This window comes from Micromonospora sp. LOL_015, assembly GCF_048060275.1.
Classification (GTDB): domain Bacteria; phylum Actinomycetota; class Actinomycetes; order Mycobacteriales; family Micromonosporaceae; genus Micromonospora_E.
This window is the reverse complement of record NZ_JBHMIO010000003.1, coordinates 73,410-100,263: the sequence shown is the minus strand read 5'-3', so window position 1 is coordinate 100,263 and position 26,854 is coordinate 73,410. Positions and strand designations below refer to the sequence as shown.

The following is a 26,854-nucleotide window of genomic DNA, read 5'->3' as shown; positions in this document are numbered from 1 at the left end:
CGCGCCCTTAGGATCAGACCCATGACCCCCGAGGAGATCGGCGCGCACCTGGCCAGCCTGCTCGACCGACCGGCGGCTGCGTCGGCGGCTGAGGCGGAGGCAGCGCAGGTCACCGCCACGGTCTCCGGCGGCGGCGACCGGTACGCCCGGGCCACCGTCGACGTACCCGCCGACAGTTGGCCGGCCGCGCTCGCCACCGCCCGCGACGACGCCGCCCTGGCCTGCGACTTCTTCGACTGGCTCTCCGCCGTCGACGAGCTCGACGACGGCTTCGCGGTCGTCGCCCACCTGTGGTCCACCCGGCACCGGCACGGCCTGCTGCTGCGCACCCGGGTGCCGCGCGAACGCCCCGAACTGCTGTCCGTGGTCGACGTGTTCCCCGGCGCCGACTGGCACGAGCGGGAAACCCACGAGATGTTCGGCGTCCACTTCGTCGGCCACCCCGCCCTCACCCCGCTGCTGCTGCCCCCCGAGTTCGAAGGCCACCCGCTGCGTAAGGAGTTCGTCCTCGCCGCCCGGGTCGCCAAACCGTGGCCGGGCGCAAAGGAGCCCGGCGAACCGGCCGGCGGCGGCGGGGGAGCCCGGCGGGCCCCGATGCGGCCACCGGGCGTACCGCTGCCGACCGAATGGGGTCCGCAGGCCGCCAGGTCCGCGCCCGACGCCGACCCCGACGGCGGTACGCGGTCCGCGCGCGACGCCGGCCCCGACGGCGGCCGACCCGACGGGGGTACGCCCTGATGCCGCTCTGGCTGGAGTTGACGATCCGGGTCGGTGCCGTCGTCGTCGCGTTCCTCACCCTGCCGCTGCTCGTCGGGCAGCTGGAACACAAGGCGATGGCGCACATGCAGGGCCGGCTCGGCCCGATGTACGCCGGTGGCTTCCACGGCTGGGCGCAACTCATCGCCGACGGCGTCAAGTTCGTGCAGAAGGAGGACATCACCCCGCGCGCCGCCGACCGGCCGGTGTTCCGGCTCGCCCCGGCGATCGCCCTGGTGCCGTACCTGCTGGTCCTGCTCGTCATCCCGCTCGGGCCGGGCGACCTCGTCGGCCAACCGCTCGACGTCGGCCTGTTCTTCGTCCTGGCCGTGATGGGCGTCGGCGTCGTCGCCGTGCTGATGGCCGCCTGGGCGTCGGCCAACAAGTACAGCCTGCTCGGCGGGCTGCGCGGCGCCGCCCAGCTGCTCGCCTACGAGTTGCCGCTGGTGCTCGCCGCCGCCAGCGTCGCGATGGCTGCCGGCACCCTGTCGCTGTCCGGCATCGTCGAAGCGTGGCGGCCCTGGTGGCTGCTCTGGCAGGCACCCGCCCTGATCGTGTTCTTCCTCGCCGGCATGGCCGAGATCCGCCGCCCACCGTTCGACATGCCGATCGCCGACTCCGAGCTGGTCTTCGGCTACCTGACCGAGTACACCGGGCTGCGGTTCGCGTTCTTCCTGCTCGCCGAGTACGCCGGCATCGTCGTCATCGCCGCGCTGACCACCGTGCTGTTCCTCGGCGGCTGGCAGGGGCCGTTCGGCGTCGAACAGCTCGGCTGGCTGTGGACGCTGCTGAAGGTCTTCGCCGTCGCGTTCGTGATCATCTGGCTGCGGGTGTCGTTCCCCCGGCTGCGCGAGGACCAGCTGCAACGGTTGTGCTGGCTGGTGCTGGTGCCGCTTGCCCTGGCCCAGCTGGTGCTCACCGCAGGGGTGAAGGTGACCATCGGATGACCGGCGTCACGTCCACCCAGGAGCGTGTGGACGGTCGGGTCGACCAGCCCGACGGATCGCCGTCGGCCAGCACCGGGCGGACGCCCCGGCACCGGCTGCGCCAGCTGGCTCGGCACCGGCTGCGTTGGCCGGCCCGGGTCGCCCTCGCCGTGACCCTGGCCGCCGGCGCCGCCGGGCAGATCATGGTCTGGGCCGCCGGCAACTGGCTGTGGAACGACGAGACCGCCATCGCCATCAACCTGCGCCGCACCTTCCTCGAACTGACCCGGGGGATGGAGTTCCAGCAGGTCGCCCCGGTCGGCTGGCTCTGGCTGGAAAAGACCCTGTGGTGGGCGTTCGGCGACGGCGAACGGGTGCTGCGGCTGCCGTCGCTGGCCGGCATGCTGGCCGTCCTGGCGCTGACCGCGATCATCACCCGCCGGGTGGCCGGGTGGTGGGCGGCGGTCGCCGCGACCGCGCTGGTCGCCGCCGCGCCGATGATCCTGACCTACGTCGGCGAGCTCAAGCAGTACGCCGTCGAGTCGGCGGTCGCCCTGGCGGTGCTGCTGCTCGGCGACCGGTACCTGGCCTCGGTCGGGCACCGCCGAGGCCGGTGCCGCTGGCTGCTCCCGGTCGGCTGGGCGGCGGCCACCTTGGTCGCCGTCTTCATCAGCCTGACCGCGGTGCTGGTGCTCGCCGGTGCCGTCGCCGGGATGACCCTGCTGCTCGCCCTGCGCCGCCGCTGGACCGACGCGGTGGTCCTGCTCGCCGGCTCCGCGCCGGCGGTCGCCTTCGCCGGCTATCTGATCCACCGCCGCCGCCGGTTCCCGTTCATGCCCGGCCAGTCCGACTACTTCGCCGACGGCACCCCACCGGCCGGCTCCGGGCCGGTGGAGATCCTCGCCTGGCTGCCCCGGATGTGGTCCAGCTTCGTCACGGTGACCCTGGACTGGCGGCAACCGCTGCTGGTCCTGCTGTTCGCCGTGGCCGGCGTCGCCGTGCTGATCTGGCGGCGCCGGCCGCTGTGGGCGGCGATGCTCGGCGGGACCCTGCTGGTGGCGGTGGCCGCCGCGGCGGCCCGTGGTCTGCCGCTCGCCGACCGGGTGGCGACCTGGCTGATCGCCCCGACGGTGATCCTGGTCGTCGCCGGCCTGGACGGCGGCGTCCGGCTGGCCCTGCGCGCCAGCGCCGGGCTGACTTCGCCCGTTGGCACCGGGGTGCGGCGGGTCGGCCGGGTGGCGGTGGCGTCCCTGGCACTGCTGGTGGCCGCCGCCGTGCTGCCGGTGATCGCCCACCCGGCGGCCGTCGCGGCGTACCGGCAGGCGATCGACCCACGGATGAAGGACGCCGGACCCGCCGCGCTCACCGACGTGGCCGACCGGGCCCGGCCCGGCGACGTCGTGCTGTTCTACTGGTTCAGCTACCGGATGGTGGTCTGGTACGGGCCGCAGCACGACCTGGCGCCGCGTACCGTGCGGCTGTACCCGTCCGGTCACGACAAATGCGACCCGCAGGCGTTCGGTGAGTGGCTCGGGGACGCCGACCGGGTCTGGTACGTGCACGGCCGCAACCTGAGCAGCGCGCCGGACGACTACGTGACCCGGGTCGCCGCCGAGTTCGCCGAGTACGGCACCATCGTGGAGATCCGCGACTTCCCCGCCGACCGCTGGTCGACGTCCACGGCGGCCTGGGTGCTGGTCGATCTGACCGCCGGCCCGGACCCGCAGCCGCCGGTCGTCGCACCGGATCCGGAACACGCCTGCCTCGGCCGCTGGTGACAGCGTGGCAATCGGCGACGGAGACCGGAAACAGCGGAGATCGAAGGCAACGGAGATCAGGTGCTCGCGTGCCCGGCACGGATTCGGCAGGATGAGGCGCATGGACCGACGCGGCGGACGACCGGCATGAGCGGCGAGGAGCACGACACCGGACACGGCGCGACCGGACACGGCGCGACCGGACACAGCGGCGGCCACGGCGAAGGGCTGCTGAAAGGTCTGGCGACGACCTTCAAGACGATGGTCTCCCCGGCCCACACCCAGCAGTACCCGGACGTCGCCCCCGACCTGCCGCCCCGCTCCCGTGGGGTCATCGCGCTGCTGGCCGAGAACTGCACGGTCTGCATGCTCTGCGCCCGCGAATGCCCCGACTGGTGCATCTACATCGACTCACACAAGGAGGAGGTGCAGGTGCCGGGGGCGGCCCGGGCCCGGCAGCGCAACGTCCTCGACCGGTTCGACATCGACTTCTCGCTCTGCATGTACTGCGGCATCTGCGTCGAGGTCTGCCCGTTCGACGCGCTCTACTGGTCGCCCGAGTTCGAGTACGCCGAGTACGACATCCGGAACCTGCTGCACGACAAGGAACACCTCGGCGAGTGGATGGCGAGCGTACCGCCGCCACCGGCGCACGACCCGAACGGCGAACCAGCCAAGGAGGAGACCGCCGCCGCCCGCAAGGCCGCCGCACCCGGCCGACCCGCACCCGGCCGACCCGCACCCGGTCGGCCTGCCCGTGGGGCGACCACGTGACCGGTACGGACGTGCTGCTGCTCGCCCTCGGCGCGGTCGCCGTCGGTGCCGCCGCCCTGGTGGTGACCACCCGGCACATCGTCCGCGCCGGCCTCTACCTGGTCGGCTGCCTCGGTGCCGTCGCCGGCCTGTACCTGGTGCTGACCGCCGAACTGGTCGCCTGGGTGCAGGTGCTGATCTACGTCGGCGCGGTCGTGGTGCTGCTGCTGTTCGCGGTGATGCTCACCCGCGCACCGATCGGTGCCGCCACCGACCTGGACCGGCCCGGCTGGCCGGCCGCGCTGATCGGCGGCGGGGCCGGGCTGGGGCTGGCCGCGCTGTTCGTCGACGCGTACCGCTGGTCGCGCGTCGACCTGCCCGACGCCGGCACCGCCGACCGGCTCGGTGAAGCCGTCTTCGGTAGCTGGGTGCTGCCGTTCGAGGTGCTGTCGGTGCTGCTGCTGTCCGCGCTGATCGGCGCGATCGTGCTGTCCCGCCCCGACGTCGGCGCGGCGCCGAGCCCCGACGTCGGCGCACAGCCCGAGCAGGCCGGGCAGGCTGAACGGCCCGAGCCGGGCGGGCGCGGCTGATGCGCCCGGTCATCCCGTACCTCGTCGCCGCCGCGCTGTTCGGGCTCGGCCTGTACGGCGTGCTGCGCCGCCGCAACGCCGTCCTGCTGCTGATGTCGGTCGAGCTGATGCTCAACGCCGTCAACCTGGTCCTGGTCACCGCCGACACCACGGTGCGCGCCGCACTGCCGTACACCGGGCAGACGTTCGCCCTGTTCATCATCGTGATCGCCGCCGCCGAGGTGGGTGTCGGGCTGGCCATCGTGCTGCACCTGTACCGGCTGCGGGCCAGCGTGGTCGTCGACGACGTGCCGCTCGCCGGTGACGCAGCCGGGCCGCTCGACGCAGACCAACAAACCGGCAGCGTCGCCGAGCGGCAGGAGGTGACCGGGTGACCGGGTCGACCCTGGGCCACCTGCTGCCCGCCGTACCGTTCGTGGCCGCCCTGGTCGGCCTGCTGGTCAGCCTGCGACCCGACCCGCTGCCCGCCACCCGACGGCGGGTCGCCGCCGGGCTCGGCGTCGGCGGTGCCGCCGCCGCGCTGGCCGTCGCCGTCGCGCTGCTGGCCAGCGGGGCACCGACCGTCGAGCAGTCCCGGTCGTGGGTCGACGTCGGCGGGCTGGCGGTCACCTTCGGCGTACGGCTGGACGGCCCCGCCGCCCTGGTCGCCGTCGCGGTCGGCGCGGTCGCGCTCGCCGTACAGCTGTACTCCGTCGCCTACCTGGCCGGCGACGACCGCTACCCGGCGTACGCCGCCCAGGTCAGCCTGTTCACCGCCGCGATGCTGCTGGTCGTCGTCGCCGGTGACCTGATCATGCTGCTGGTCGGCTGGGAGGTGATGGGCGCCTGCTCGTACCTGCTGATCGCGCACGACCGGCGGCTGCCCGAGGCACCGGCGGCGGCCATGAAGGCGTTCCTGGTGACCCGGGTCGGTGACGTCGGATTCCTGCTCGGCATCGCGGTGCTCGGCATCGGTGCCGGCAGCTTCCAAATCGCCGAGGTGCTCGCCCACGACTACCCGCCGGCCACGGTCACCACGGCGGCGCTGCTGCTGCTCGCCGGGGTGGCCGGCAAGAGCGCCCAGTTCCCGCTGCACACCTGGCTACCGGACGCGATGGCCGGCCCGACGCCGATCTCCGCGCTGATCCACGCCGCCACCATGGTCGCCGCCGGGGTCTACGTGGTGACCCGGCTCTACCCGGTCTTCGTCGCCGCCCCGGCCGCGCTGATACTGCTCGGCGTGCTCGGCGTCGTCACCCTGCTGCTCGGCGCGTTCGCGGCCACCGCCGCCGACGACATCAAACGGGTACTGGCCTGGTCGACCGTCTCCCAGCTGGGCTACATGACCGGCGCGTTGGCCGTCGGCTCCCCACCGGCCGCCCTGTTCCACCTGCTCACCCACGCCGCGTTCAAGGCGCTGCTGTTCCTCGCCGCCGGCTGCGTGATCCACGCCGTCGGCAGCAACCTGATGTCGGCGATGGGCGGGCTGCGCCGGCCGATGCCGGTCACCTTCGCCGCCACCGCCGTCGGGCTCGGCGCGCTCGCCGGGCTGCCGCCGCTGGCCGGCTTCTGGAGCAAGGAGAGCGTGCTGTACGCGGCCGCCGAAGCCGCCCGCCACCCCGGCGACGGGCCGGTGCCGGCGTGGCTGGGCTGGCTGGTCTGGACCGCCGGGCTCGTCGGGGTGGCGGTCACCGCCGGGTACGCCACCCGGCTGCTGCTGCGTACCTTCCTCGGGCCGTCCCGGGTGCCCGCCGGCGTGCACCCGCACGACCCGCCGGCGTTGATGCGCTGGCCGGTGCTGGCCCTGGCCGTGCCGGCCGGGCTGCTCGGCCTGGCCGCGTTCAGCCCCACCTTCACCGGCTGGCTCGGTGCCCCGCCGGACGAGCTGGTCCACTTCGGTCCCGATCTGGTGCTGCCGGTGCTGCTGCTGGCCGTCGGCGTCGGCGCGGCGGTGTGGCTGCACCGACGTGACCCGGCCGCCGACCCGGCGCGGGTGCTCGGCCCGCTGCGGCCGGCGTTCGCGGCGGCGTTCTGGCTCGACGCGGTGCAGCGGGCCGTGGTGGTCCGCCCGGTGACGGCGCTCGCCGCCGCGGCCCGGGTCGGCGACGAGTCCGGCGTCGACGGCGCGGTCACCGGCACCGGCCGGGCGGTGACCGGGCTGGGCGACTGGCTGCGCCGCCGGCACACCGCCCCGCTGCCCCGGGCGGTCACCATGGTCCTCGCCGGCGTACTGCTGATCGGGTTGGCGACCGCCGCCGTCGCCCTGGGGAGCGCGGGATGAGCGGGGGCCGCCGATGATGACGTACGCCGACGACGGGTGGACCGTCGGGCAGTTCGCCCTGCTGGCCGTGCTGGTCGTGCCGGCTCTCGGCGCGCTGCTGCTCGCCCTGCCGGTCGGCGGCGACCGGGCCGGCCGGATCACCGGCACTGTCTTCGCGGCGGTGACGTTCCTGGTCAGCCTGCCGTTGCTGGGGGATCCGACCGGGGTCGGCTGGTTCGCGTACGGTCCACCGCTGGACGGCCCGCCCGGGGTGCTGCCCTGGCATCAGCTCGACCTGCCCTGGGTGCCGGCCCTGGACCTGCGGTTCCACCTCGGCGTCGACGGGATCTCGTACCCGCTGGTGCTGCTCACCACCGGGCTGACCCTGCTCTGCTGCGCGTACACCGTCTGGCGCGCCCCGCAGGGTCGCAACGGGCGGGCGTTGGTCGCGTTGCTGCTGGTCGTCGAGGTCGGCATCGTCGGCACCTTCCTCGCCCTCGACCTGGTGCTGTTCTTCGTCTTCTTCGAGGTCGTGCTGCTGCCGATGTACGCGATCATCGCCGGCTGGGGCGGCGGCGGCCGTACCGCCGATGGCGGCGACCGGGCCGACGGCGCGCACCGGCGGGCGGCGACCAAGTTCGCCGTCTACACCCTGGCCGGGTCGGTGCTGCTGCTGGTCGGCGTGGTGACCGTGACGACCGCCGCCGGCACCGCCGACCTGACCGTGCTCACCGGCGGCGACGGACTCGGCCGGGGCACCCAGCTTTTCGCGTTCACGCTGCTGGCGCTGGCCTTCGCGGTCAAGGCACCGCTGTGGCCGCTGCACAGTTGGCTGCCCGACGCGCACAGCCAGGCACCCACCGTCGGCAGCGTGATCCTCGCCGGGGTGCTGCTCAAAATGGGCACGTACGGGCTGATCCGGGTCGCCGTCGGCGTCGCCCCCGAAGGAGCCCGCTGGGCCGCCCCGGTGCTCGGTGCCCTCGCCGTCGCCGCGATCATCGTCGGCTCCCTGGTGTGCCTGGCGCAGACCGAGCTGAAACGGCTGATCGCCTACTCCAGCGTCGGACACATGGGGTTCGTGCTGCTCGGCATCGCCACGCTGAGCGCCACCGGCATCCAGGCCGCGCTGATCGGCAACATCGCCCACGGCGTCATCACCGGCCTGCTGTTCTTCCTCGCCGGGGCGGTCAAGGACCGCTACCACACCGGCGAGCTGGCGGATCTCGGCGGACTGCGGGAACGCTCCCCGGCGCTGTCCGGGCTGCTCGGCTACGCGGCGATCGCCTCCCTCGGCCTGCCCGGCCTGGCCGGCTTCTGGGGTGAGGCGTTCGCGGTCGTCGCCGCCTGGCAGCGCGGTGGGGCACTGTGGACGACGCTGGCCGTGGTGGCGGCGGTCGGCGCGGCGCTGACCGCCGCGTACCTGCTGCGGATGCTGCGCCGGGTCACCCACGGCCCGGCCGGCCCGGCGGTCCGGGCCGTGACGCCCGCCCCGGCGATCAGCCGGCCCGAGGCGCTGGCCTGGGCACCGCTGGTGCTGCTGGCGCTGGCCATCGGGCTGGTACCGGCGCTGGTGCTCGGCGTCGCCGAGTCGCCGGTCACGATCCTGCTGGAGGTGATCCGGTGACCGACGGGACTGCCGCACAGACGATCGACCACCTGGCGCTGCTGCCGGCGTACCTGGCGGCGGCGACGGCGGTCGCGGTGCTGCTGGCCGACCTGTTCGTCGGCCGGCGGGCGGTCACCGGGGCGACCGCTGTCGCCGGTGCCGCCGGGGTCGGCCTCGCCGCGCTGGTGGCGCTGGCGCATCCGGCGCGGGCCACGTTCTGCGGTACGCCGTCCGGCGTACCTGCCGAGGGCGGACTGCCCGGCGGCGGGCTCGTTGACGGTGGGTTCGCCTGCTCGTACGTCGCCGACAGCCGGGCCGCCCTGGTCGCGCTGCTGTTCGCCGCACTTACCGCCGGCGTGCTCGCGCTGTCCGCGCCGCTGCTGAACTCCGGTGCGGTGCCGGCCGGCGAGTACTGCTTCCTGCTGGTCTGCTCGATGACCGGCGGGGTGGTGCTCGGCGCCGCCGGAGACCTGATCACCCTGGTCGTGGCGGTGGAGACGCTCACCCTGCCGCTGTACATCCTGGTCGGGCTGCGCCGGCAGCGGGCCGCCTCGGCCGAGTCGGCGGTGAGCTTCTTCGTGGTCAGCGTGGTGTCCACGGCGGTGGCGCTGCTCGGCGTCGCGTTGCTGTACGCCGCGTACGGCGCGGTGCACCTCGACCTGCTCGCCGGCGCCAGCGGCCTGGCCGAGCCGGCCGGTACGGTCCTCGGCGGCTCGGCCGACGGGCAGGCCCGGCTGGCCCGGGTCGGTGTGGTGCTGCTGCTGACCGGCCTGGCGTTCAAGGTGGCGGCGGTGCCGCTGCACGCCTGGGCACCGAAGACCTACGACGGTGCGCCGCTGCCGGTCGCCGCGTACCTGTCGACCGCGTCGAAGCTCGGCGGCGTGGTGGCGATCGTCGCGGTGGTGACCGAAGGGCTCACCCCGCAGCTGGCCGCGTCCGGGCCGGTGCTGGCGGTGCTGGCGGTGGCGACCATGACGGTCGGCAACCTGGTCGCGTTGCGGCAGCGTCGGATGGTGCGGCTGCTGGCCTGGTCGTCGATCGCGCAGGCCGGCTACATCCTGGCGCCGCTGGCGGCGGCCGCCGGGGTGGCCGGCCGGGGCGTCGAGGAGCAGGCGGTGGCCGTCGCGGCGGTCTTCGCGTACACCGTCTTCTTCGTGTTGTTGGAGCTGGCCGCCTTCGCTGCGGTGGTGGCGTTGCGGCCGGCGGCCGGCGACGGCGGTCCGATCGCCGCGTATGCGGGCGCGGCCCGCCGTCGGCCGTGGGTCGGTGCGGCGCTGACGCTGGCGTTGATCGGGCTGGCTGGTCTGCCGCCGGGCCTGGCCGGGTTGTTCGCCAAGGTGGCGGTGGTCCGGTCGCTGCTGGTCGGCGGGGCCGGCTGGCTGGCGTTGGTGGTCGCGGCGAATGCGGTCCTCGGCCTGGTCTACTACCTGCGGGTCAGCGCCACGCTGTACGCCCGGGAGCCGGCGCCGAAGTCGACACCGCCACCGGCACCTGGTGGCGCGGTGGCGTGGCCGGTGGTGGCGACGCTCGCCGTCGCGACCGTTCTGGCTGTTCTGCTCGGATTCGCACCACAGGTGGTCTTTGGCGTCGTCGCGGGCTGAGTGAGAGTTTCTGAATGAGTGAAACATGCCCGCCAGGTCTTGATTGACAGCTAATTCTCAGCTATTGCGGGATGCGCTGTGGGTACGTGAGCGTTGCACCTGCCGTGGGGTCCTCCAGACGACCCGGTGGAGAGGGAGTGAACGTGCACAGCCACCACAACGGTCTCAAGACGGCAGCCCTGCTCGGCCTGCTCACCGCCATGATCCTCGGCGTTGGCTACTGGTTCGGCGGCAGCGGCGGCTTGATGATCGCCGTCGGAGTCTCGCTGGCGATGAACGCCGGCACCTACTTCTGGTCCGACAAGATCGCGCTGCGCTCGATGCGGGCCCAGCCGGTCAGCGAAGCGCAGTTTCCGGCGCTGCACCAGATGGTCCGGGAGTTGGCCGCCGAGGCCGGGCAGCCGATGCCCCGGCTCTACGTCAGCCCGACCATGCAGCCCAACGCGTTCGCGACCGGGCGTAACCCGGCCAACGCGGCGGTCTGCGTCACCCAGGGGATCGTGCAGATCCTCGACTACCGCGAGCTGCGCGGGGTGATCGGGCACGAACTGTCCCACGTCTACAACCGGGACATCCTGATCTCCAGCGTCGCGGCGTCGCTCGCCAGCATCGTCACCATGCTGGCCCACCTTGCCTGGTTCCTGCCGCTCGGCGGCGGGGACGACGACGAGGGCGCGAACCCGGCGGCGCTGCTCGCCATGCTGATCCTCGGCCCGCTGGCCGCGTCGATCATCCAGCTGGCGATCAGCCGCAACCGCGAGTACCAGGCGGACGCTTCCGGCGCCGCACTGACCCGCGACCCGCTCGCGCTGGCCAGCGCGCTACGCAAGATCCACATGGGTACGCAGCGCATGCCGCTGCCGGCCGAGGGCCAGCTGGCCAGCTCGGCCCACCTGATGATCGACAATCCGCTGCGCAAGGGCGGGTTCGCCGCGCTGTTCTCCACCCACCCGCCGATGGAGCAGCGGGTGGCCCGGCTGGAGCAGCTGGCGTACGCCGGTGCCGGCGGCCCAGTGCAACGCCGGTTGTGAACTCGCCTATGTGAGCGGCCTCGCACCCCGTACCGGACATAATGCGGTGGGGTGCGGGGCCGTCAGCGGGTCAGGGTGAAGGGAACGGAACAGTGTCCGGATTGCGGAAGTACGTTGCCGTCTGGCGCATCCCCGGCGGACCCACCCTGCTGATTCCAGGCGTCATCGGCCGGCTCAGCATCGGCATGACCCCGCTCGCCCTGCTGCTGGTGATCAGCGACTCCACCGGCCGGTACTCACTCGCCGCGATCGCCGGCGGCGTCTACGCCCTCGCCGGTGCGGCCCTCAGCCCGGTCGCCGGGCGGATCGCCGACCGGCTCGGCCCGAGCCCGGTGCTGCTGGCCACCGGGATCGCCCACCCGGTCGCCCTGATCGCCCTGCTGTTCGCCACCCGCAGCGGCGGCTCGATCCTGGCCGTGTTCCTGGTGTCCGGCCTCGCCGGTGCCAGCTATCCGCCGCTCAGCGCCGCGATCCGGGGCGCCTGGAACAACCTGACCAGCCCGGCCAGCGGCCGGTACCCGCTGCGCAACACCGCGCTCGCCGCCGAGACCACCATCTTCGAGGTGGTGTTCGTAATCGGCCCGCTGCTCGTCGCCGGGCTCGTCGTGATCGCCGACGCCGCGGCCGCACTGGTCGCCGCGGCCGTACTCACCCTGGCCGGCACCACCGTGGTTGCCCTCGGTAGGGCGATGCGCGGCTGGCGACCCCACCTGCGGGAAGGTCACGCCCGGGGTCTCGGCCCGCTGCGGGTGCCCGGCTTCCCGGCGTTGCTCGCCTGCGTCGGCGGGCTGGGCATCGGCTTCGGTACGGCCGGCGTGGCGGTGCCCGCGTACGCCTCCAACTACCTGGGCGCCAACGACGACGGCGGCAGCCTCGCCGGCGTACTGCTGGCGGTCTGGGCCGTCGGTAGCGCCACCGGCGGGATCTACTTCGGTATCCGCCGACCGGCGGTCGACGCCTCCCGGCAGTTCGCCTGGCTGCTCGCCGGGGTCGCCGCCAGCTTCGTCGTGTACGCGGTGATGCCGCACCCGCTGGCCCTGGGCGTGGCACTGACGCTCGGCGGCGCCGTGATCGCCCCGGCGCTGACCGTCGAGAACACCATGGTCGGCCGGATCGCCCCGGTCAGCATGCTGAACGAGGCGTACACCTGGGTGACCACCATGGCGGTCGGTGCCAGCGCGGCCGGCGGCGCGGTCGCCGGGGTGCTCGTGGACCGCGTTGGTGGCCCGGCGGCGGCGTTCCTGTTCGCCGCCGCCGCGCTCGCCCTGGCTGCGCTGCTGGCCGGCTGGCCGGCCGGTCCGATCAGCCGGGCCGAGGCCCGTGCGTCGGTCGACCTGGACCGAGCCCTGCTCGGCGATCCGGCCTGAGCCGGGTCAGCGGTAGTTGGTGAACTGCAGGGCGATGCCGAAGTCCTCCTGCTTGAGCAGGGCGATGACCGCCTGCAGGTCGTCCTTCTTCTTGGCGGTGACCCGGAGCTGGTCGCCCTGGATCTGTGCCTGGACACCCTTGGGCCCGTCGTCGCGAATCTTCTTGCTGATCGCCTTGGCCTTGTCCGACTCGATGCCCTGGATGACCTTGCAGTCGATCTTGTAGGTCTTGCCCGACGAGCGTGGGTCACCGGCGTCCAGCGACTTGAGCGAGATGTTCCGCTTGACCAGCTTCTCCTTGAACACGTCCAGGCTGGCCTTGACCCGCTCCTCGGTCTCCGCCTGCAACGTCACGGCCTCCTCGCCGGACCAGGTGATCTCAGCGCCAGTGCCACGGAAGTCGAAGCGGGTGGACAGCTCCTTCTCGGTCTGCCGGAGGGCGTTGTCGATCTCCTGCCGGTCGACCTTGCTCACGATGTCGAACGACGGGTTGGCTGCCATGGTCTGCTCCCTGCCAGTGCGGGTCTCGGACGGTGCGCGGGTCTCGGACGGTGTATCGGTCGTTGCCGGACAGTTGACTCCCGCTGACGGTACCCGGTTGCGGGAGAGCCCCGGCATGCCGCTATCCTTTCCTGCGTCGCCCCGCGTGACGAGGCGGCACGCCCTGGCGGGTTGCCCGAGCGGCCAATGGGAGCGGACTGTAAATCCGTCGCGAAAGCTACAGAGGTTCGAATCCTCTACCCGCCACCAGGCGCACCAACAGCCCTTGACCTGCACCAACAGGTCAAGGGCTGTTGTCGTACGGGCGGCGAGTCGTCCCGCCCGGTCCGGCCAGATCCAGCCGTCCCTGGCTCCCAGGACCAAGGCTCCGGACCCCAAGGTGCGGCGGATGTTGGGAACCAACGACAGGCCCGGGTGCTCCCAGTCGGCAGGAGAGAGGTGCATCAACTGGTCGCGCCCGCCGGCGCTGTCGATCCGACTGGTGGTGTTCTTGGCCGCAGTACACCGTTTGGGCTGCGATTACCGAACTGGTGAGTAGCCACCGACACCGAGCCGTGACCGAAAAGGGCGCCATCGAGTGGCCGGCAGGGCTTAGCGTCGAGACCCTGCGATGGTCTGTTGTCGGCTGGCTGATGACTCGGCCAGTTGATCATCTATCCCGAATTTTAGTTGCATAAAAGAGCAACAAATCACTTCCCTCGTTGATTCGTAATAAATCCGGCATGTCGGTCATGATATTCACCCAGTCGCGTCGCTCAGTGCGGGGTTTGCCTAGTGTTCGTGCCCGCCAATCCTCTTCGCGGCGCCACCGGCTGTCGTCGAGCCGGATCACCCGGCTGGAGCAGCAGCGGGACGAAAGCCGCAGGGCAAAGCTGCCGCTAAGGTTCTCCTCGTCCGATTGGCTAGGATGGGCGGTGCTGAAGGTGCAGGCCGGCCGCGTCAACCTACCGTTGGTGCGGTCCGGTGTGGCACCATCGGGACTCTGCCCCTCATTCGCGTAACTCATTCGCCTCCTTGGACGGGAGTCTGTAACATGCGTGGACACACGATGGGCCGCCGGCTCGGCAGGGTCGTCGCGGTCGCCGCACTCGGGATTGCTGTCTCGTTCACCGCTGGGACCGCCGCCCAGGCTGCCCAAGCCTGGGTTACGGTCGGTGACGAAGTGCCTGTGGTTTCCCCGGTGGACAAGTACGGCTTCGACGCCATGGTGGATTCGCGGCTCTCGCTCTACGACTTCAGCTGGACCTGATCGCCGCATCCGACACCAAGGGGATCGAGTGCCAAGGCCACAGGCGATCTCACGGCATTCTTCCAGGCGGGCCTGGTTCGTAACCGGGCCACTCGCTCTGATAGCCGTACTCATCTCTGTGGCCTTGGCCATCAACCACCCCAATCCGACCGGAGATTGGCCGCTGGGCCTGCTGTTCTTCGGGCTGTTCCTCGCCGCGCACGCGGCAATCCTGCTGTTCGAGGTACGCCGGCAGTCGTTCACCCTGAACATCGGTGAGATCCCGTTCTTGCTGGGTCTGTTCTTCCTGCCGCCACTCACTCTGATCATCGGTCGGGTGCTGGCCGCCGTGGTCGGTCATCTGAGCCGGCGGCAGCCGCCCGTCAAGTTGTGGTTCAACGTGGCGAACGTGGCCGCCAGCACGTCCATCGCCACCGCGATCGTCGTCAACGCCGACGTGCTCGACGCCGCCGAGCCGCGTACCTGGTTGACGCTGGTCGGGGCGATGATCGCCTGCCAGATCATCACCCTGGTCGCCGTGCTCGTGGTGATCACCCTGGCCCAGGGCCGGCTGTCCACCAAGGAACTCACCACCACGACGGTCCCCGCCCTGGTCGTCGCATCCATCAACATCACTTTTGGTCTGGTGGTGCTGATCCTGCTGGCGCAGAGCGACTGGGCGCTGATCCTGCTGGTCGCGCTGATCACCTTCTTCGTGCTGGCCTACCGGTCGTACGCGAAGTCACTGCGGCAGAACCGCACCCTCTCCGAGATCTACGCGTTGACCCGGGCGATCGCCGACACGCCGCACGACGGGACGATCGTCGACGTACTGCTCAAGCGGGTCCGCGAGGTGCTGCAGTCCGAGTACGCGACACTCTGGCTGCCGAAACAGGGGCGTTATCCCGAGGTGCTGCTGTCCGCGACCGCCGACGGACAGGGGCTGGTTGACACGGTCGGTGCCCCGGAATCGATCCGCGAACACGTCTTCGAGACCGGGAGTTCGCTGGCCGTCGGGGCGAAGTTCGGCGACAGCCCGTTCGATAAGGCACTTCGTCAATGGGGCACGAAGGACGCCGTCGTGGTGCCGCTACGAGCCGGCTCCCTGGTGATCGGCTGCCTGGAGGTATCCGGCCGGCTCGGGGACATCTCCCACTTCGTGCCCGGTGACCTGCGGCTACTCGAAGCGATCGCCGTGCACGCCGCGGTCGCCGTGGAGAATTCGCGCCTGGTCGACCGGCTGCGCTACGACGCGGCCCACGACGGGTTGACCCGGCTGGCCAACCGCCGCCGGCTGACCGCCGCGCTTGACGAGTCGGTGGCCATCCGGACCCCGGGTGAAGTGGTTGCCGTCCTGCTCTTCGACGTCGCCGGGCTGCGGCAGGTCAACGAGTCGCTCGGCCACGCGGCCGGCGACAAGGTCCTGGCCGAGGTCGCCCGGCGGCTGCGGGCCAGCGCCCCGTCGGCGGCGCTGGTCGGTCGCAGCGGCGGGGACGAGTTCGTGGTCACCTTGCGGATGGAGGCTGCGGAGTACGCCGTACAGCTCGCGGTCGAGCTCCGCGACCAGATCCGCGACCAGATGGTCTTCGGTGCGTTGACCCTGGACGTCGACACCGTGGCCGGTGTCGCGGTGCACCCCGATCACGGCAGCGACGCCGCGACGTTGCTGCAGCGGGCGGACCTGGCCGCAACGGCGGCGAAGTCGGTGCCCGGCGGCGTCCAGCTGTTCAACCCGGCGTTGGAGTCCCGTTCGGTACGCCGGCTCGGCCTCGCCGGTGACCTGCGGGTCGCGCTCGATGAGACGCAGCTGGAGGTCTACTACCAGCCGAAGGTGACGCTGCACGGCCGCCGGCTGGTCGGGGTCGAGTGTCTGACCCGGTGGGAGCATCCGACCCACGGTTCGGTCTCGCCGGAGGACTTCGTCGCGGTCGCCGAACACACCGGTCAGGTCGGTCGGCTGACCGAGTTCGTGCTGCGCGAAGGGCTGCGCCGCAGCCGGGAGTGGAATGTCGGTCAACAGCCGTTGCCGGTGGCCGTCAACCTGTCCGCACGTACCCTGACCGATCCGGAGTTTCCCGAGCTGGTCCGGACCCTGCTGGACGAGGCGCAGGTCGCTCCGGAGCTGCTCACCCTGGAGATCGCCGAGCCCGGTGTGCTGGACGGTACGGACCGGCCGGTGCCGACCCTGCGGCGGCTGCGCGACCTCGGGGTACGGCTGTCCGTCGACGATTTCGGCACCGGCTACACCTCGCTGGCGCACCTGCGCCGGCTGCCGGTGCACGAGGTGAAGGTCGACCGGTCGTTCGTGCAGGGGATGGCAACCGACCCGGGGGACCTGGCGATCGTCAACGCGGTCGTGACGTTGTCCCAGCAGTTCGGGCTGACCGTGGTGGCCGAAGGGGTGGAGAGCGAGTTGACCCTGGAGCTGCTGCAGGACATCGGCTGCCAGGTCGGGCAGGGCTTCCTGTTCAGCCGTCCGTTGCCGTACGAGCGGTTGGCCGCCTGGTACGAGGCCCAGGCCGACCCGGAGAGCCTGCAGTCCAGCGAGGTTCGCCGGCTGCGGGCCGTGCCTTGAACGCCGACCGGTAGCGCCTGATTCGCGACGGGCAGGGCATCTGACCTGCGGCGGCGTGGCCGGGCCAAGCTGATTTCACCTCGCGGGGCGGGCCGTGTACTCTTACCCGTGCACATCCGCCCTGGCGGGTGGGTGTTCGGCCCCCTTAGCTCAGTCGGCAGAGCGTCTCCATGGTAAGGAGAAGGTCTACGGTTCGATTCCGTAAGGGGGCTCAGAGGGTTCCACTGGACCCGTCACGGCGGTGTAGCTCAGGTGGTAGAGCAAACGGCTCATAATCGTTGTGTCGCCGGTTCAAGTCCGGCCACCGCTACGGTCGGCTTCGTGGGTGAGGCCGGTGGTACGAAGTACGGGTGGGCGCCGCAGGCGCCCGCTTTGCATGTCCGCGCTGCCGCAGGCTACGCTGGCACGCTGTAGTTGTTCCGATAGCGAGGAAGGCACCCCGCCGTGGCCAAGGCGACCGACGTCCGTCCAAAGATCACTTTGGCGTGTGTGGAGTGCAAGGAGCGCAACTACATCACGCGGAAGAACCGCCGCAACGACCCGGACCGCATCGAGCTGAAGAAGTTCTGCCCCCGGGACGGCAAGCACACGCTGCACCGCGAGACCCGCTGACCATCGCCGTTCCGGGCGGCCCGCACGTCGTCCGGGCGCCGGCCAGCGGGTAGGTTTCTGCGCATGCCCATGGATCCGTCCTTAGTCGGTCGCAGTTACCCGCCCGGCGGTACGTACCTGGTGGGGCGGGAGAAGATCCGCGAGTTCGCCGCCGCCATCGGGGCCAGCGATGCCGTTCACCACGATCCGGACGCCGCCCGCAAAGCGGGCCATCCGGACGTGGTCGCACCACCGACCTTCCCGGTGGCGGTCACCATGTCCTCGGCCGAGCGGGTGATCTCCGACCCCGATCTCGCCATCGACTACAGCCGGGTCGTGCACGGCGACCAGCGGTTCCGGTACGTCCGCCCAGTGGTCGCCGGCGACGAACTGGCGTGTACCGACACCATCGAGGAGATCATGTCCCGGGGCGGACATGACTTCCTGACCGTCCGTACCGAGGTCGCCACTGCAGCCACCGGTGAGCCGGTGGTCACCGTCTGGATGAAGCTGGTCGTCCGGGGGGAGGACTGAGATGGAGCTGGCTCCGCAACGGTTCCGGGTCACCCGGGCCGACCTCGTCCGCTACGCCGGGGCCTCCGGCGACTTCAACCCCATCCACTGGAGCGACCGGTTCGCCACCGGGGTCGGCCTGCCAGGGGTCATCGCCCACGGCATGCTCACCATGGCGTTGGCCGGGCGCGCGGTGACGCAGTGGGCCGGATCGGCGGACGCGGTGGTCGAGTACTCGGTCCGGTTCACCCGCCCGGTGGTGGTCCCGGACGACGACGAAGGCACCGAGATCGAGGTGACCGGGGTGGTCAAGGGCACCACCGAGGAGGGGTTGACCCGGATCGACGTGACGGCCGCCTGCGTCGGCGAAAAGGTGCTCAGCCAGGCCCGGGCACTGGTTCGTACCTCGCGCTGACGGCCGGTGGTACCGGCCCGGGTACGCGCGGTGCCGGTACCGGTTGGGAAAGTGGTGGTTCTACCCGTACACTGGTCCGCCGTGGGGCCTGTGACCCCTGTTCAGTCCTGCGTGGCCCTGCGCCTCGCGGGGTTGGGTGGGGTTACCGACCCGCACAGGGGTGTAGCTCAATTGGCAGAGCAGCGGTCTCCAAAACCGCAGGCTGCAGGTTCAAGTCCTGTCACCCCTGCGCCCAAGGCCTGACCGACCCGGTGGGTCGGCTGCCGTCCCCGTTGGCGGCCGTCCCGCAAGGGGAATGGCCGACGTGCACGACGCAGCGCGTCTGACCTGGCGCGCGACCCGACCACCGCGACGGAGGGCGAGATGGCCGAGAGGAACCGGCGTGGCGATGACGCCGCGGACGACCGCCCCGAGGACGAGTCGATCGACGAGACGTCGGTCGAGGACGAGGTCGACGACGACGAGCCGGCGGCACAGGGTGGCACGGCCACCCGGAGCAAGGCCAAGGCGGAGTCGTCGGAGGGACGACCGAAGGCGAAGGCCGGGGTGGGGTTTTTCGGGCGGATCATCCGGTTCGTCCGCGAAGTGGTCGCCGAGCTGCGTAAGGTCATCTGGCCGACTCGTAAGGAGTTGCTGACCTACACCGCCGTGGTGGTCGTGTTCATCGCGGTCATGCTGACCATCGTGGCCGGGCTGGACTTCGTGTTCGCCAAGGGTGTGCTGTGGGTATTCGGCAACCCCAGCTGATTTTGTGACGGAAGTGAGCAAGCGTGCCTGAGTACGACGAGACCGCCGGCGTCACCGACGACCAGTCGACGGTGGCCACGGCGGCGGCTGATGAGTCGGTTGAGGCCGCCAGCGCACCACCGGTCCCCGCTGCCGGGGCGGAGGACGAGTCCCCGGCCGACGCCAACGGGTCCGCCGTTGGGCCGGACAGTCCGGACAGTTCCGCGACCGACGTCGCCGAACCCGCCGCCGAGGCCGACGACGAGGAGTTCGACCCGGTCGCCGAGTTGCGGCAGAAGCTGCGCTACGCGCCAGGCGACTGGTACGTGGTGCACTCGTACGCCGGCTACGAGAACAAGGTCAAGACCAACCTCGAGACCCGGATCACCAGCCTCGACATGGAGGAGTACATCTTCCAGGTCGAGGTGCCGACCCGGGAGGAGGTCGAGGTCAAGAACGGCAAGCGGCTCCAGGTGCAGAACAAGGTCTTTCCCGGCTACATCCTGGTCCGGATGGACCTCACCCCGGAGTCGTACTCCTGCGTGCGTAACACTCCGGGCGTCACCGGCTTCGTCGGGGCGACCGACCGGGCCGACCGGCCGGCGCCGTTGTCGCTCAACGAGGTGCTCAAGTGGCTCGTCCCGGCGGTGACGGCCGAGCCCAAGAAGGCCAAGCCCGAGGTCAAGGTGCTGGACTTCGAGGTCGGCGACTCGGTCACCGTTACCGACGGCGCGTTCGCCTCGTTGCCGGCCACGATCAGCGAGATCAACGCCGACCAGCAGAAGCTGAAGGTGCTGGTGTCGATCTTCGGCCGGGAGACCCCGGTGGAGCTGAACTTCAACCAGGTCGCCAAGATCTGACTCCGGCTCAGCCGGGCCGGCGGGTCTTTCGGAGCCTGCGTAACCACTGCTGCACTGACGGCGGCAACCCCAGCTGGGGTTGCCGCCGTCAGCTGCGCTAACCTAGAACGTCGGCCCTGGGCCGCGCCTGACCGTGCGCGCGTGTCGAGGGCTCGCCAGCCCGTGCCGGACGACGGCCAGTCGCCGGTGACGTCCCGCAGATCCGGTGCGGAACACCAGATCAAGCCCCAGGAAGTGACATGCCTCCGAAGAAGAAGCTCGTCAAGACGTTCACGCTGCAGTTGCCGGCGGGTCAGGCCACCCCGGCACCGCCGGTCGGTCCGGCGCTGGGTCAGCACGGCGTGAACATCATGGAGTTCTGCAAGTCGTACAACGCGCAGACCGAATCCCAGCGGGGCGACATCGTGCCCGCTGAGATCAGCGTGTACGAGGACCGGTCCTTCACCTTCGTGCTGAAGACCCCGCCCGCTGCCCGGCTGCTGCTCAAGGCCGCCGGGATCCAGAAGGGCTCGGGTGTGCCGCACACCACCAAGGTCGGCCAGGTGACCGCCGCCCAGCTGCGGGAGATCGCCGAGAAGAAGATGGCCGACCTCAACGCGAACAGCATCGAGCAGGCGGAGAAGATCATCACCGGGACCGCCCGGTCGATGGGCATCACCGTCAAGGAGTGACCGTCCCGACCCGCGGCTGCGGGTCGGAGCCGACCGACGTGGGAGGGCGCGCGTACGGCGTCGCCCGCCAGTGACCACAGGAGCCAGAGACAATGCAGCGCAGCAAGAACTACCGCAAGGCCACCGAGCAGATCGACCGGACGAAGCTCTACGCCCCGGCCGAGGCGGTGAAGTTGGCCAAGGAGACCAGCTCGGCGAAGTTCGACGCCACGGTCGAGGTCGCGATGCGCCTCGGCATCGACCCGCGTAAGGCGGACCAGATGGTCCGCGGCACGGTCAACCTGCCGCACGGTACGGGCAAGACGGCCCGGGTGATCGTCTTCGCCGCCGGTGCGAAGGCGGAGGAGGCCGTTGCCGCCGGCGCGGACGAGGTCGGCACCGACGAGCTGGTCGCCCGGATCCAGGGCGGCTGGCTGGACTTCGACGCGGCGATCGCCACTCCGGACCAGATGGCGAAGATCGGCCGGATCGCGCGGATCCTGGGCCCGCGCGGCCTGATGCCGAACCCGAAGACCGGCACGGTCACCATGGACGTGACCAAGGCCGTCTCGGACATCAAGGGCGGCAAGATCGCCTTCCGGGTGGACAAGCACTCCAACCTGCATCTGATCATCGGGAAGGCCTCGTTCGGCGAGGCCCAGTTGATCGACAACTACGCGGCCGTACTCGACGAGGTGCTGCGGGCCAAGCCGTCCGCGGCCAAGGGCAAGTACCTCAGGAAGGTCGTGCTGACCACCACCATGGGGCCGGGCGTGCCGGTGGACCCGAACGTGGTCAAGGACCTGCACGAGGCGACCAGCGAAGGCTGAGCGGTCCAGATCGACAGACGGTGGGGTGGGATCCGGCGGATCCCACCCCACCGTCTGTCGTGTCGGGCGGATTTGGTGCCGGACCGTGCCGTGCCGTACGCTTGCCGTATCCACACCCAAAGACCGCTGGTCACCGTGCCTCGGCACGGTTGAAGGTCCCGTTTCCACGGGCGGCCCGCGCAGGGGCGGAACGGACGATGAGTCATCGCCGTCAACTGACGGCTGTCTCGCCCCGTGCGCCCTGCGCCCGGGGCGTTTTTCGTGGGCGCGGTATCTTCCCGGCCGGCCGGCCACCCGCCGGCCGTCCACCAGCCTGGAGCACCAGAGAGGAGGGACATGGCGGACAAGCCGGTTCGTGCCGACAAGGCGACCGCGGTCGCCGACCTGACCGAACGGTTCCGTGAATCGGGTGCCACGGTGCTCACCGAGTACCGGGGTCTCACCGTCGCCCAGCTGATCCAGCTGCGCCGTTCGCTGGGACAGAGCGCGACCTACTCGGTGGCGAAGAACACCCTGGCCAAGCGGGCCGCGTCGGACGCGGGCATCGACGGACTAGACGAGCTGTTCACCGGTCCTACCGCGCTCACCTTCGTCTCCGGCGACGTGGTCGAGGCCGCGAAGGGCCTGCGCGACTTCGCCAAGGCCAACCCGATGCTGGTCATCAAGGGCGGGGTCTTCGAGGGGCGCGCGATCACCGCGACCGAGGTCAACAAGCTGGCCGACCTCGAGTCCCGCGAGGTGCTGCTGGCCAAGCTGGCCGGTGGCATGAAGGCGAACCTGAGCAAGGCCGCGGCCGTGCTGCAGGCCCCGCTGTCGAAGACCGCCCGCCTGGCGGCAGCGCTGCAGGACAAGCGCGAATCCGAGGGTACGCAGGCCTGACCCGCCGGTGCCCCGTTAACGTCATCAATTCGAAAGGAAGCCGACCATGGCGAAGCTCAGCACCGACGAGCTGCTCGACGCGTTCAAGGAGATGACGCTGATCGAGCTCTCGGAGTTCGTGAAGCAGTTCGAGGAGACCTTCGACGTGACCGCCGCCGCGCCGGTGGCCGTCGCGGCCGCCGGCGGCCCGGCCGCCGCCCCGGCCGAGGCCGAGCCGGAGAAGGACGAGTTCGACGTCATCCTCGACGCGGACGGCGGCAAGAAGATCCAGGTCATCAAGGTGGTCCGGGAGCTGACCGGCCTCGGCCTCAAGGAGGCCAAGGACCTGGTCGAGGCCGCGCCGAAGCCGGTCCTGGAAAAGGCCAACAAGGAGACCGCCGACAAGGCCAAGGCCAAGCTGGAGGCGGAGGGCGCCAAGGTCACCCTCAAGTGACCTGACCCACACCGAGGTTGGTTGCGGGCGGCGATCCCCGACGGGGGTTGCCGCCCGTTCCCGTTCGCACACCCGGTGCGACTGCCCGATGATCAGGGCATTTCGCCCTTGGCCGGGTCGACGGGCTGCCCGGCCGGCCGGCAACCGGCTGACGTAGTAGGCGATCTCCCCGTACGACAGGCCTTGACGCGGCACGGACCGGCAGGCACGCTGACTACAGCAAGCTGTTTCACGGGCTTGCGACGGCCAAAGCTGGGTAATGGCACCAGCAGCGGGTCGCCGGATCGGGAGACCGGTCTAGGGGTCCCGGTGTTCGCCAGCCCCCACCAGGCTCCGTGGGAACGCCGCGTTCCGAGCGGTACGGAGGCACCGGTCCCGGTCGCCCCGACCAGCTCCGCGACGTCCTTCGGCGTCGGGCTGGACAGCGGTTAGCCGCTCGGCTACACTGCTAGTTTGCGCTGCCTTCCGACTTGCCTCGCGCCCGGAATGTCCGATCCTGGATATTTTGACCGAGGTTCTTTGGAGTGCGCGCGAAACAGCCGTCTGCAGCACCGGTCCTCGGAAGGACGCATCTTGGCAGCTTCCCGCCCTGCGAAGACCAGTCGTACGTCGAGCGCTTTCGCTCCTCGCCGAATCTCATTCGGCCGGATCACCGAACACCTCGAGGTCCCCAACCTTCTCTCCATCCAGACCGAGTCGTTCGACTGGCTGGTGGGCAACGAGGCTTGGCAGGGCCGGTCGGCTGACGACCCGCACGCACGATCCGGCCTCGCGGAGATCCTCGACGAGATCAGTCCCATTGAGGACTTTTCCGGCACCATGTCGCTTTCCTTCTCCAGCCCGCGCTTCGACGAGGTCAAGGCCTCGATCGAGGAGTGCAAGGAGAAGGACCTGACCTACTGCGCACCGCTCTTCGTCACCGCGGAGTTCACCAACAACACCACCGGCGAGATCAAGAGCCAGACGGTGTTCATGGGTGACTTCCCGATGATGACGCCGAAGGGCACCTTCATCATCAACGGCACCGAGCGCGTGGTGGTCAGCCAGCTCGTCCGGTCCCCGGGCGTGTACTTCGACAAGCAGCCGGACAAGACCTCTGACCGCGACCTGTCCAGCGTCAAGGTGATCCCGAGCCGGGGCGCCTGGCTGGAGTTTGACATCGACAAGCGCGACACCGTCGGTGTCCGCATCGACCGTAAGCGGCGTCAGGCCGTCACCGTCCTGCTCAAGGCCATCGGTTGGTCCGCCGACCGGATCCGGGAGCGGTTCGGCTGGTCCGAGCTGATGATGACCACCCTGGAGAAGGACCACATCGCCGGGGTGGACGAGGCGCTGCTCGACATCTACCGCAAGCTCCGTCCCGGTGAGCCGCCGACCCGCGAGAACGCGCAGACGCTGCTCGACAACCTGTTCTTCAACCCCAAGCGGTACGACGTCGCCAAGGTCGGCCGGTACAAGTTCAACAAGAAGCTCAACCTCGACGTCCCGATCAACTCGGGGACGCTCACCGAGGACGACATCGTCGCCACCGTCGAGTACCTCTGCCGGCTGCACGCCGGTGAGGAGGGCTACGAAGCCGACGACATCGACCACTTCGGCAACCGGCGGCTGCGTACCGTCGGCGAGCTGATCCAGAACCAGGTACGGGTCGGCCTGTCCCGGATGGAGCGGGTCGTCCGCGAGCGGATGACCACGCAGGATGTCGAGGCCATCACGCCGCAGACCCTGATCAACATCCGCCCGGTGGTGGCGGCGATCAAGGAGTTCTTCGGTACCTCGCAGCTGTCCCAGTTCATGGACCAGACCAACCCGCTGGCCGGGTTGACCCACCGTCGGCGGCTCAGCGCGCTCGGCCCGGGTGGTCTGTCCCGGGAGCGGGCCGGCTTCGAGGTCCGTGACGTGCACCCGTCGCACTACGGCCGGATGTGCCCGATCGAGACCCCGGAAGGCCCGAACATCGGTCTGATCGGGGCGTTGTCCACCTTCGGGCGGGTCAACCCGTTCGGCTTCATCGAGACCCCGTACCGCAAGGTCATCGACGGCCGGGTCACCGACCAGATCGACTACCTGACCGCGGACGAGGAGGACCGGTTCGTCAAGGCGCAGGCCAACGCGCCGCTGATGGCAGACGGCACCTTCGCCGAGGACCGGGTCCTGGTCCGACGCAAGGGTGGTGAGGTCGACTTCGTTTCGCCGGCCGCCGTCGACTACATGGACGTCTCACCGCGGCAGATGGTCTCCGTAGCCACCGCGATGATCCCGTTCCTGGAGCACGACGACGCCAACCGGGCGTTGATGGGCGCGAACATGCAGCGCCAGGCGGTGCCGCTGGTCAAGGCGGAGTCCCCGCTGGTCGGCACCGGCATGGAGTACCGTGCCGCGGTTGACGCCGGCGACGTGGTGATCGCCGAGTCCGGCGGCGTGGTCGAGGACCTGTGCGCCGACTACGTCACCGTGCACCAGGACGACGGCCACCGCCGGACCTATTTGCTGCACAAGTTCCGTCGCTCCAACGCCGGCTCCTGCGTCAACCAGAAGCCGACCGTCTTCGAGGGCGACCGGGTCGAGGCCGGCCAGGTCATCGCAGACGGCCCGTGCACCGACGACGGCGAAATGGCCCTCGGCCGCAACCTGCTCGTGGCGTTCATGCCGTGGGAGGGTTACAACTACGAGGACGCCATCATCCTGTCCCAGCGGTTGGTGCAGCAGGACGTGCTCACCTCGATCCACATCGAGGAGCACGAGGTCGACGCCCGGGACACCAAGCTCGGCCCGGAGGAGATCACCCGCGACATCCCGAACGTCAGCGAGGAGATGCTCGCCGACCTCGACGAGCGCGGCATCATCCGGATCGGGGCCGAGGTGGTCCCCGGTGACATCCTGGTCGGCAAGGTCACCCCGAAGGGCGAGACCGAGCTGACCCCGGAGGAGCGGCTGCTGCGGGCGATCTTCGGCGAGAAGGCCAGGGAGGTCCGGGACACCTCGCTGAAGGTGCCGCACGGCGAGACCGGCACGGTGATCGGCGTACGGACCTTCTCCCGCGACGACGGCGACGAGTTGCCGCCCGGCGTCAACGAGCTGGTCCGGGTCTACGTCGCGCAGAAGCGGAAGATTCAGGACGGCGACAAGCTCGCCGGCCGGCACGGCAACAAGGGCGTCATCTCCAAGATCCTGCCGGTCGAGGACATGCCGTTCCTCTCCGACGGCACCCCGGTCGACATCGTGCTCAACCCGCTCGGTGTGCCGGGCCGGATGAACATCGGCCAGATCCTGGAGACCCACCTCGGGTGGGTGGCCAAGACCGGGTGGAAGGTCGAGGGCGACGACGCCGAGTGGAAGGCCGCGCTGCGCGCCATCGGCTCGGACGACGCCGAGCCGGACACCAACGTCGCGACCCCGGTCTTCGACGGTGTCCGCGAGGAGGAGATCACCGGCCTGCTGGGCAGCACCCTGCCCAACCGGGACGGCGTGCAGCTGATCGGCAGCTCGGGTAAGGCCCAGCTGTTCGACGGGCGCTCCGGTGAGCCGTTGCCGGACGCGATCGCGGTCGGCTACATCTACATCCTCAAGCTCAACCACCTGGTCGACGACAAGATCCACGCGCGGTCGACCGGCCCGTACTCGATGATCACCCAGCAGCCGCTCGGCGGTAAGGCGCAGTTCGGTGGCCAGCGCTTCGGTGAGATGGAGTGCTGGGCGATGCAGGCGTACGGCGCCGCCTACGCCCTGCAGGAGCTGCTCACCATCAAGTCGGACGACGTCCTGGGCCGGGTCAAGGTCTACGAGGCGATCGTCAAGGGCGAGAACATCCCCGAGCCGGGCATCCCGGAGTCGTTCAAGGTGCTGCTCAAGGAGCTGCAGTCGCTGTGCCTCAACGTCGAGGTGCTGTCCAGCGACGGCGTGGCCCTGGAGATGCGCGAGACCGACGACGAGGTGTTCCGGGCCGCGGAGGAACTCGGTATCGACCTGTCCCGGCGGGAGCCGAGCTCGGTCGAGGAAGTGTGAGGCGCGGTCGGCGGCCCTGACC

25 protein-coding genes and 4 tRNA genes are annotated in these 26,854 nt (G+C 70.5%); 27 read left to right on the top strand and 2 right to left on the bottom strand.

Annotation, left to right across the window (positions count from 1 at the left end; all coding sequences use genetic code 11):
- Positions 1-21 precede the first annotated feature (21 nt).
- The 11 genes from ACFHWU_RS04560 (at position 22) to ACFHWU_RS04510 (ending at position 12,626) form a co-directional block, all read left to right on the top strand.
- Positions 22-738, top strand: a complete 717-nt coding sequence (locus ACFHWU_RS04560) for an NADH-quinone oxidoreductase subunit C (protein ID WP_416589863.1) — start codon at positions 22-24, stop codon at positions 736-738.
- Positions 738-1,703 carry an NADH-quinone oxidoreductase subunit NuoH gene (gene nuoH, locus ACFHWU_RS04555; protein WP_416551248.1) on the top strand — a complete coding sequence of 322 codons (966 nt, stop codon included), beginning with the start codon at positions 738-740 and terminating at the stop codon, positions 1,701-1,703. The genes ACFHWU_RS04560 and nuoH overlap by 1 nt, the downstream gene beginning before the upstream one ends.
- Complete coding sequence (locus ACFHWU_RS04550; RefSeq protein WP_416589862.1) at positions 1,700-3,460, top strand: hypothetical protein; 1,761 nt, start codon at positions 1,700-1,702, stop codon at positions 3,458-3,460. Before nuoH ends, ACFHWU_RS04550 begins: the two co-directional genes overlap by 4 nt.
- Positions 3,461-3,586: 126 nt before the next feature.
- Positions 3,587-4,213, top strand: a complete 627-nt coding sequence (locus ACFHWU_RS04545; protein WP_416589861.1) for a NuoI/complex I 23 kDa subunit family protein — start codon at positions 3,587-3,589, stop codon at positions 4,211-4,213.
- Positions 4,210-4,782: an NADH-quinone oxidoreductase subunit J gene (locus tag ACFHWU_RS04540; protein WP_416551251.1), complete on the top strand. Its 573-nt coding sequence runs from the start codon at positions 4,210-4,212 to the stop codon at positions 4,780-4,782. The genes ACFHWU_RS04545 and ACFHWU_RS04540 overlap by 4 nt, the downstream gene beginning before the upstream one ends.
- The gene (nuoK, locus tag ACFHWU_RS04535; protein WP_416551252.1) at positions 4,782-5,156 is read left to right on the top strand and encodes an NADH-quinone oxidoreductase subunit NuoK; all 375 of its coding nucleotides are present in this window, start codon (positions 4,782-4,784) and stop codon (positions 5,154-5,156) included. The genes ACFHWU_RS04540 and nuoK overlap by 1 nt, the downstream gene beginning before the upstream one ends.
- On the top strand, positions 5,153-7,042 hold the full coding sequence (locus ACFHWU_RS04530; protein ID WP_416567403.1) for an NADH-quinone oxidoreductase subunit L: 1,890 nt from the start codon (positions 5,153-5,155) through the stop codon (positions 7,040-7,042). Before nuoK ends, ACFHWU_RS04530 begins: the two co-directional genes overlap by 4 nt.
- Positions 7,043-7,058: 16 nt before the next feature.
- A complete protein-coding gene (locus tag ACFHWU_RS04525) occupies positions 7,059-8,645 on the top strand; it encodes a complex I subunit 4 family protein (protein ID WP_416589938.1) in 1,587 nt (528 codons plus the stop codon).
- Positions 8,642-10,228, top strand: coding sequence for an NADH-quinone oxidoreductase subunit N (locus tag ACFHWU_RS04520; RefSeq protein WP_416589860.1), 1,587 nt, complete (start codon positions 8,642-8,644; stop codon positions 10,226-10,228). Before ACFHWU_RS04525 ends, ACFHWU_RS04520 begins: the two co-directional genes overlap by 4 nt.
- Before the next feature lie 143 nt (positions 10,229-10,371).
- The gene (gene htpX / locus ACFHWU_RS04515) at positions 10,372-11,259 is read left to right on the top strand and encodes a zinc metalloprotease HtpX (protein WP_416551405.1); all 888 of its coding nucleotides are present in this window, start codon (positions 10,372-10,374) and stop codon (positions 11,257-11,259) included.
- Between the two features lie 92 nt (positions 11,260-11,351).
- A complete protein-coding gene (locus ACFHWU_RS04510) occupies positions 11,352-12,626 on the top strand; it encodes an MFS transporter (protein ID WP_416551255.1) in 1,275 nt (424 codons plus the stop codon).
- A gap of 6 nt (positions 12,627-12,632) precedes the next feature.
- Here the strand turns inward: ACFHWU_RS04510 and ACFHWU_RS04505 are convergent, their stop codons facing one another.
- The gene (locus ACFHWU_RS04505; RefSeq protein WP_123607343.1) at positions 12,633-13,127 is read right to left on the bottom strand and encodes a YajQ family cyclic di-GMP-binding protein; all 495 of its coding nucleotides are present in this window, start codon (positions 13,125-13,127) and stop codon (positions 12,633-12,635) included.
- Positions 13,128-13,292: 165 nt separating this feature from the next.
- Between ACFHWU_RS04505 and ACFHWU_RS04500 the strand changes: the two genes are divergently transcribed.
- Positions 13,293-13,376 (top strand) — tRNA-Tyr (locus ACFHWU_RS04500).
- A gap of 400 nt (positions 13,377-13,776) precedes the next feature.
- Here the strand turns inward: ACFHWU_RS04500 and ACFHWU_RS04495 are convergent.
- Positions 13,777-14,133: a hypothetical protein gene (locus ACFHWU_RS04495; RefSeq protein WP_416551259.1), complete on the bottom strand. Its 357-nt coding sequence runs from the start codon at positions 14,131-14,133 to the stop codon at positions 13,777-13,779.
- 27 nt (positions 14,134-14,160) lie between these two features.
- Between ACFHWU_RS04495 and ACFHWU_RS04490 the strand changes: the two genes are divergently transcribed.
- From ACFHWU_RS04490 to ACFHWU_RS04420, 15 genes are all read left to right on the top strand, one after another.
- Complete coding sequence (locus ACFHWU_RS04490; protein ID WP_416589859.1) at positions 14,161-14,376, top strand: hypothetical protein; 216 nt, start codon at positions 14,161-14,163, stop codon at positions 14,374-14,376.
- 28 nt (positions 14,377-14,404) lie between these two features.
- Complete coding sequence (locus ACFHWU_RS04485) at positions 14,405-16,930, top strand: putative bifunctional diguanylate cyclase/phosphodiesterase (RefSeq protein WP_416551261.1); 2,526 nt, start codon at positions 14,405-14,407, stop codon at positions 16,928-16,930.
- Positions 16,931-17,069: 139 nt separating this feature from the next.
- Positions 17,070-17,142: transfer RNA gene (locus ACFHWU_RS04480), tRNA-Thr, on the top strand.
- Positions 17,143-17,167: 25 nt separating this feature from the next.
- Positions 17,168-17,240, top strand: a tRNA-Met gene (locus ACFHWU_RS04475).
- A 134-nt stretch (positions 17,241-17,374) separates the two neighbouring features.
- Positions 17,375-17,542 carry a 50S ribosomal protein L33 gene (rpmG, locus tag ACFHWU_RS04470; RefSeq protein ID WP_046567246.1) on the top strand — a complete coding sequence of 56 codons (168 nt, stop codon included), beginning with the start codon at positions 17,375-17,377 and terminating at the stop codon, positions 17,540-17,542.
- Between the two features lie 63 nt (positions 17,543-17,605).
- Positions 17,606-18,055 carry an FAS1-like dehydratase domain-containing protein gene (locus ACFHWU_RS04465; RefSeq protein ID WP_416551262.1) on the top strand — a complete coding sequence of 150 codons (450 nt, stop codon included), beginning with the start codon at positions 17,606-17,608 and terminating at the stop codon, positions 18,053-18,055.
- 1 nt (position 18,056) lies between these two features.
- The gene (locus ACFHWU_RS04460) at positions 18,057-18,449 is read left to right on the top strand and encodes a MaoC family dehydratase (protein WP_416589858.1); all 393 of its coding nucleotides are present in this window, start codon (positions 18,057-18,059) and stop codon (positions 18,447-18,449) included.
- 156 nt (positions 18,450-18,605) lie between these two features.
- Positions 18,606-18,678 (top strand) — tRNA-Trp (locus tag ACFHWU_RS04455).
- Positions 18,679-18,812: 134 nt separating this feature from the next.
- Positions 18,813-19,196, top strand: a complete 384-nt coding sequence (gene secE / locus ACFHWU_RS04450) for a preprotein translocase subunit SecE (protein WP_416551264.1) — start codon at positions 18,813-18,815, stop codon at positions 19,194-19,196.
- A 23-nt stretch (positions 19,197-19,219) separates the two neighbouring features.
- Positions 19,220-20,035 (top strand): transcription termination/antitermination protein NusG, encoded by an 816-nt coding sequence (gene nusG, locus ACFHWU_RS04445; protein WP_416551265.1) that lies wholly within the window; start codon positions 19,220-19,222, stop codon positions 20,033-20,035.
- 239 nt (positions 20,036-20,274) lie between these two features.
- Positions 20,275-20,706, top strand: a complete 432-nt coding sequence (gene rplK / locus ACFHWU_RS04440) for a 50S ribosomal protein L11 (protein ID WP_416551266.1) — start codon at positions 20,275-20,277, stop codon at positions 20,704-20,706.
- Between the two features lie 92 nt (positions 20,707-20,798).
- Positions 20,799-21,515, top strand: coding sequence for a 50S ribosomal protein L1 (gene rplA, locus ACFHWU_RS04435; protein WP_416551267.1), 717 nt, complete (start codon positions 20,799-20,801; stop codon positions 21,513-21,515).
- 336 nt (positions 21,516-21,851) lie between these two features.
- Positions 21,852-22,394, top strand: coding sequence for a 50S ribosomal protein L10 (gene rplJ / locus ACFHWU_RS04430; protein WP_416551268.1), 543 nt, complete (start codon positions 21,852-21,854; stop codon positions 22,392-22,394).
- Positions 22,395-22,440: 46 nt separating this feature from the next.
- Complete coding sequence (gene rplL, locus ACFHWU_RS04425) at positions 22,441-22,827, top strand: 50S ribosomal protein L7/L12 (RefSeq protein ID WP_416551269.1); 387 nt, start codon at positions 22,441-22,443, stop codon at positions 22,825-22,827.
- Positions 22,828-23,400: 573 nt separating this feature from the next.
- A complete protein-coding gene (locus tag ACFHWU_RS04420; RefSeq protein ID WP_416551270.1) occupies positions 23,401-26,832 on the top strand; it encodes a DNA-directed RNA polymerase subunit beta in 3,432 nt (1,143 codons plus the stop codon).
- Positions 26,833-26,854 lie beyond the last annotated feature (22 nt).